This is a genomic window from Kitasatospora sp. NPDC059817, from assembly GCF_042731835.1.
Taxonomy (GTDB): domain Bacteria; phylum Actinomycetota; class Actinomycetes; order Streptomycetales; family Streptomycetaceae; genus Kitasatospora.
On the sequence record NZ_JBHWIR010000293.1, the window covers coordinates 1 to 5,969 of the forward strand.

At 73.9% G+C, this 5,969-nt stretch carries 6 protein-coding genes; 3 read left to right on the forward strand and 3 right to left on the reverse strand.

Annotation, left to right across the window (positions count from 1 at the left end; translation table 11 throughout):
- The first annotated feature begins 138 nt into the window (after window positions 1–138).
- On the forward strand, window positions 139–1,476 hold the full coding sequence (locus ACFV61_RS33585; protein WP_380495844.1) for a DUF6777 domain-containing protein: 1,338 nt from the start codon (window positions 139–141) through the stop codon (window positions 1,474–1,476).
- 66 nt (window positions 1,477–1,542) lie between these two features.
- Here ACFV61_RS33585 and ACFV61_RS33590 read toward each other — a convergent pair whose 3' ends face one another.
- Entirely contained in the window at window positions 1,543–1,986 is a 444-nt protein-coding gene (locus ACFV61_RS33590; protein ID WP_380495847.1) for a winged helix-turn-helix transcriptional regulator, read from the reverse strand.
- 137 nt (window positions 1,987–2,123) lie between these two features.
- Between ACFV61_RS33590 and ACFV61_RS33595 the strand changes: the two genes are divergently transcribed.
- Window positions 2,124–3,380 carry an MFS transporter gene (locus ACFV61_RS33595; protein ID WP_380495850.1) on the forward strand — a complete coding sequence of 419 codons (1,257 nt, stop codon included), beginning with the start codon at window positions 2,124–2,126 and terminating at the stop codon, window positions 3,378–3,380.
- Between the two features lie 140 nt (window positions 3,381–3,520).
- On the forward strand, window positions 3,521–3,973 hold the full coding sequence (locus tag ACFV61_RS33600) for a hypothetical protein (RefSeq protein ID WP_380495853.1): 453 nt from the start codon (window positions 3,521–3,523) through the stop codon (window positions 3,971–3,973).
- A 71-nt stretch (window positions 3,974–4,044) separates the two neighbouring features.
- Here ACFV61_RS33600 and ACFV61_RS33605 read toward each other — a convergent pair whose 3' ends face one another.
- Together ACFV61_RS33605 and ACFV61_RS33610 are read right to left on the reverse strand one after the other, a co-directional pair.
- Window positions 4,045–5,640, reverse strand: coding sequence for an LCP family protein (locus tag ACFV61_RS33605; RefSeq protein WP_380343263.1), 1,596 nt, complete (start codon window positions 5,638–5,640; stop codon window positions 4,045–4,047).
- The coding region (locus ACFV61_RS33610) for a DUF6542 domain-containing protein (protein WP_380495855.1) at window positions 5,633–5,969 on the reverse strand (337 nt) is incomplete at its 5' end. The genes ACFV61_RS33610 and ACFV61_RS33605, both read right to left, overlap by 8 nt.

Genomic DNA, 5,969 nt, shown 5'->3' on the forward strand with positions numbered 1-5,969 from the left:
GGGTCATCCGGCCCTTCCGGGCCTTCCGGGCCTTCCGGGCCGTCTGGTCCATCTGGTCCGTCAGGGCCGTCTGGTCCGTCCTCCGGCGGCGGTCGGGGGCCGCACACGCCGTGGTGGCGCTCCGGGCGGGGGCTCGCGTTGGCCGCCGGCACGCTGGCGGTGGCCGTGGTGGCCACCGTGCTGATCGTGAACAGCCAGGGCGGCGGTCACCACGACACCCTGCCGGCCGCCAACGAGGTGGCCCTCCAGGCCCCGGCCGACCCGGGGCCGGACCCGTTCACCCCATCGGTGGAAACCCAGGGGGTGAGCGCCCCCGCCCCCGCCCAGGAGCCGCAGTCCGGGCCGGCACCGCAGTCCGCCCAGGCACCGCAGTCCGGGCCGGGCGGCCGGTCCACGGCCGCCTCCCCGGCGGTGATCCACAGCGTCGAGGGCAGCTCCGCCGGGCTGTACGGCGGGACGATGACCAAGCCCAGCTGCGACACCGAGCGCCTGATCGGGATGGTCTCCAGCGGGGACTCCGGCCGCGCCTGGGCCTCCGCCGCGGGCGTCCAGCAGTCCGAGATCCCGTCCTACCTGCGCTCGCTGACCTCGGCCTATCTGCGGGTGGACACCCGGGTCACCAACCACAACTACAAGAGCGGCGCCGTCGCCGAGTACCAGTCCGCGCTCCAGGCCGGCACCGCCGTCCTGGTGGACTCCCAGGGCGTGCCCCGGGTGCGCTGCTCCTGCGGCAACCCGCTGAAGCCGCCGGTGCTGGTGAGCGACGCCAAGTACACCGGGAAGGCATGGGCCGGCTTCCACCCGACCACGCTGGTCGTCGTGGTGCCCGCGCCGCAGCCGGTGACCGAGATCATCCTGGTGAACATCGAGACGGGCGGCTGGTTCTCCCGCCTGACCGGGCGGATCGACGTGGTCGACCGGAACGTCGGACCGCCCAAGGGGCCGCTGGCGCCGGGCGTCCCGCCGCCGGGGAAGATGACGCCCACCACGCCGGCGGGCACGGCCTCGACGTCGCACTCGACCTCCGCCTCGTCCTCCGGGGCCACCTCCGGGGCCACCTCCGGGTCCGGCTCGGCGACGACCTCGGGTTCGACCTCGTCCGGGGCTACGTCCTCGGGGGCCACGTCCTCCGGAGCGACCTCGTCCGGGGCGACGTCCTCGGGCACCCCGACCGGGACGACCAAGACGACCGGCACCTCGTCCGCGTCCACCGGCTCCTCGACCGGGTCCTCGACCGGCTCGTCCACGGGGTCGTCCGCAGGCTCCTCGACGGGGTCGTCCACGGGTTCATCCACGGGTTCGTCCACCACCAAGACGCCGACCCAGACCCCGACCCAGACGCCGAGCACCAAGGCCCCGGCAACCACGACCGGTTCCACCACGACGAACACCACCAACGGCACGGCCCCCGGCACCACCGCGACGGCCACCGAACCCCCGAAGACCGCGACGGCCGGGAGCGCCACCCCCAGCTGATCCGCCCGACTCCCCCGCACCACCCGCCGCCACCGGCCGCCCGTCCGCCGGTGGCGGCGGCGCGTCTCAGGGCAGCAGCACCTCGGCGTCCTCGGGCCCCAGCACCCGGCCGCCGGCCGCGCGGACCTCCATCGCCTCGATCGGCGTGCCCGTCCCGCGTTCCACCAGCCGGGCGCGCGGCTCGCCCTCCGCGAAGAACCACTGGTCGCCCCACTGCCGCAGCGCGGTGATCACGGGGAAGAGGGCGCGCCCCTTCTCGGTCAGCACGTACTCCTGGTACGGGCTGCCGTCGGCGGCCGGCGCGAGCTCGAACACCCCGTTGGCGACCAGGTTGGTGAGGCGGGCCGAGAGGATGTTCCTGGCGAGGCCCAGGTTCTTCTGAAACTGCCCGAAGCGGCGCAGCCCGTCGAAGGCGTCGCGCACGATCAGCAGCGTCCAGCCGTCGCCGACGACGTCGAGCGGGCGGGCGACCGGGCAGGTCGACTCCTCGTGCGTGGTGCGCTTCGGCACTTCTCCCACCTTCCACCGGTCGGCGCCCAGCCTAGCGGCGAGTCGCGTGGTTGCTTATTAAAACCACAGTATGCCAGGGTGGCGTGGTAGCACTTTGAAACCAGTCCGGCCGTGTCCGCCACCAGGAAGCCCCGCCCATGACCTCGCCCACCCGCGCCACCGCCACCACCACCGCCGAAGCGCCCCCACGCGGCCTGCCACCCGCCGCCGCCTGGCTCCTCTCCGTCGCCTGCGGCCTCGCCGTCGCCAACGTCTACTACTCACAGCCCCTGCTCGACCTCATCGCCGCGGACTACGGCATCGACCCGGCCACCATCGGGCTCGTCGGCACCCTCACCCAGACGGGCTACGCACTCGGCCTGCTGCTGCTCGTCCCGCTCGGCGACCACGTCAACCGCCGCACCCTCACCACCGCCCAGCTCGGGCTCTCCGTGCTCGCCCTCGCCGCCGTCGCGCTCGCCCCCTCCGCGCCGCTGATGCTCGCCGCGATGGCCGCCGTCGGAGTCCTCGCGGTGGTCGCCCAGGTCGTCGTCGCGTACGCGGCCTCGCTCGCCGCGCCAGCCGACCGGGGCCGGGTGGTCGGTACCGTCACCAGCGGCATCGTGGTCGGCATCCTGCTCGCCCGCACCGTCGCCGGCACCATCGGCGACCTGGCCGGCTGGCGCGCCGTCTACGTGGTGTCCGCCGTCGCCACCGGCGCGATGGCAATCGCCGTCGCGGTCGTCCTCCCGGCCGAACGTCACCGCCCGTCGGCACCGACCTCGCAGACCTCGCAGACCAGGCAGACCAGGCAGACCGCACGGATCAGCTACCCCCGGCTGATCGGCTCGGTGTTCACCCTCTTCGCCGAGGAGCCCGTGCTCCGCGCCCGGGCGGTCCTCGCGCTGCTCACCTTCACCTCCATCACCGTCCTGCTCACCCCGATGGTGCTCCCGCTCGCCGCCCCGCCGTTCAACCTCAGCCACACCCAGATCGGGCTGTTCGGCCTGGCCGGCGCCGCCGGAGCCCTGGGTGCCGGCCGCGCGGGCCGCCAGGCCGACCGCGGCCGGGCCGAACGCACCGCCGGCATCGGCCTGTTGGCCATGCTCGCCGCCTGGATCCCGGCGGCCCTGCTGCCGCACTCGGTGTGGTGGCTGGTGCTCGCCATGGTGGTGATCGACTACGGCCTGCAGTCCGTGCACGTGGTCAACCAGCACCTGCTGTACCAGGTCCGCCCCGAGGCGCAGAGCCGGCTCACCGCCGGGTACATGCTCCTCTACTCCGCCGGCTGCGCGGCGGGCGCGATCGGCTCCACCGTCGTCTACGAGCACTGGGGCTGGACGGCCGTCTGCCTCCTCGGCGCGGCCACCAGTCTGGCCGCACTGCTCTACTGGCTTGCCAGGAAGCAGAATTGACGAAGCCTCGGAACGGCTCCTCGCCCTGATCCGGCGGCGTCCGCGCCAGGCCGTCGGCGAGGTCCACCGCCGTGTCGCTCTCGAAGGGGGCGGCGCCCCGGCCACCGACGGCGCGTCACGGGGCGGGTATCGTCCGGGCCATGAAGGCAGTGTTACGCCGGGTGTGGTCCCTTCCGTTGGCGGGCGCGGTGGTCTCGCTGCTGGTGCTCTGCTGGAGCCTGTTCGCCGCGTCCGCGCAGTGGCGGGCCGCGAGCCGGATAGACGCCGCGCCGCTGCGGGTCGACGGGACGGTCAGCGCCGTGGCCCTGCGCAAGGGCGGCTGGCTCTACACCATCACCTACCGGGCGGGGGATCGCGACTACCGCACGTCGGCGCTCGGCCTCAAACGGGTCGAGAAGCCGCACGTCGGGATGACCGTCCCCCTGGAGGCGGCGGCGGACGACCCGGCCACCGTGCGCGTGGCCGGCGACCACTACCCCAACGACGACATGCCCGCGACCTACGTGCTGGCCGCGGTGGGCGCCACGGCGGTCCTGCTGTGGCTGGTCGGCCTGCTCGTCCAGCGCGCCCGGGGCCGGACTCCCCTCCCGTGACGCCCGTTCGGCCGCCGGGCCGGTTCGCCCACCGCCTCGTGGGTGCGGCCGCGCGGCGCCCGCCGCCCCCGTCAGTCCACGCAGGGGATGCCGCCGGCCTTGACGGCGGGGCCCTGCATGGGGAGGCCGGCGGCGGGGTCGGTGGCCGCGTCGCCCGGCCCGGTGGTGGCGGCGGCGGAGGGGCTGGGGGTGCGGGTGACGGCGAGGGTGACGACGATGTGGCCGGGGGCGACGACGGCGGCCGCGGTGGCGGTGACGCCGTAGCGGGTGGCGAGCTGCTGGGCGTCGGCCTTGGCGCCGCTGCCGTAGGTGACGGTGGTGGCCCTGGTCCTGGCGGCGGCGTCGCCGATCCTCCCCGGCTGGTAGCCGAGTTCGGCGAGGGCCTTGGACTCGGTGGCGGCCGCGCCGGCGCCCGCGACGGCGTTGACGTCCACGACGGCCCTGGTCGCGGTCGGGGAGGCGGCGGACGGCGAGGGGGTGGCGGTCTCGGCGGCCGTCTCGGTGGGCGCGGGGACGGCCTGGACGGGGGCCGGCTCGCGGTTGAACAGCTGCCGGACGATCTTCTTGATCAGCTCCGGGTTGACGGTGTTGACCTCCTGGCCGCCGACGGTCTTGAACCCGGTGATCGGCAGGGTGTTGAACTCGACGTTCCCGCCGGTGAGGTTGGGCGCCTGCTGGGCGAAGTCGAGGATGTTCCACTCGTTGTCGATGACGACGTCCTTCTTCACCACTCCGAACAGCTTCTGCATCTGCCCGAAGTCGTTGAGGATGCCCTGCTGCTTGAGCCGGTACTCGACGGAGGAGATGAACGCCTGCTGCCGGTGTGTGCGGTCGAGGTCGCCGTTGGCGAGGTGGTGGCGCTGGCGGACGAAGGAGAGGGCCTGGGCGGCGTTGAGGGAGCTGATGCCGGCGGGGAGCTTGAGGCCGGTGCCACCGCCCTCGTGGGCGGCGGTGCGGGCGGTGATCGGGTCGTCGACGGGGTGGTTGAGGCAGACCTGGATCGGCTCGACGGCCTTGGCGATGTCGTAGAAGCCGATCAGGTTGACCTCGGCGAAGTGGTCGATCGGGACGTCGAGGAAGCCCTGCACGGTCTGGATGGTGGCGGAGCGTCCGGCTTCGCGGCTCTGCCGCTCCAGGTCGGCCTTGGAGAGCCCCTTGCCGGCGAGTTTCTGCTCGGCGGCCACCTTGGCGATGCCGTAGGCCTCCTTGATCTTGTGCATCTTGCCGTCGGCGCCGAGGGTCTGCACGTAGTCGTCGCGCGGGACGGACAGCGCGGTGACCTTGCCGCCGTTGGCCGGGATGTGCAGGACGATCAGGGCGTTGGTGTTGTAGCCGCCGATCTCGCTCGACCCGGCGTGCAGTTCGTCCTCGACGAACTGCTTGGGCAGGTCGTTGCCGTCCATGTCCTTGCGGCTGTCGAGGCCGATCAGCAGCAGGTTGACGGACTTGTCGAGGTGGGGCGGGGCGTTCTTCTTGGCCTCGCTCAGCGCGGTGGACTTGGTCATGCCGTCGTCGAGGCTGCGGTACTCGTACCAGGTGAAGCCGCTGGCGCCGAGGACGGCGATGGAGACGGTGCAGGCGAGCGTGCGCCCGGCGACGGTCAGCGGGGCGGGGCCGCGGCGCGGGGCGCGGCCGCGCGGGCGGAGGCGGGCGGCGCGTTCAGCCACGACGGCTCCTTCCGGCCGGGGTGCCCGCCCTGCGGAGCCGTCGGCGGTCGAGCGCGATGCGGACCGCGACGACCAGCAGCGCGACCCCCACCGCCGCCGCCATCACCGGGAACGCCCCCACCACCCACCGCAGCGCGCCGGTGCCGAGCTGCTTGCCCTGGTACGCGTCCCGGTTCGCCAGGTACTCGATGCCGGCGGCGCCGAGCAGCACCACGAGCGGGGCCGCGGTGACGACCCACCAGCGGCCGGCCCGGCTGCACAGCGCCGCCGCGGCACCCGTCCCGCCGACCGCACCGACCGCGAAGAGCACGCCGACCCCGGGGCCCCCG

Coding starts and splice junctions, on each gene's coding strand:
- ACFV61_RS33595 (WP_380495850.1), top strand. CDS start 2,124: ATGACCTCGCCCACCCGCGCCACCGCCACCACCACCGCCGAAGCGCCC.
- ACFV61_RS33600 (WP_380495853.1), top strand. CDS start 3,521: ATGAAGGCAGTGTTACGCCGGGTGTGGTCCCTTCCGTTGGCGGGCGCG.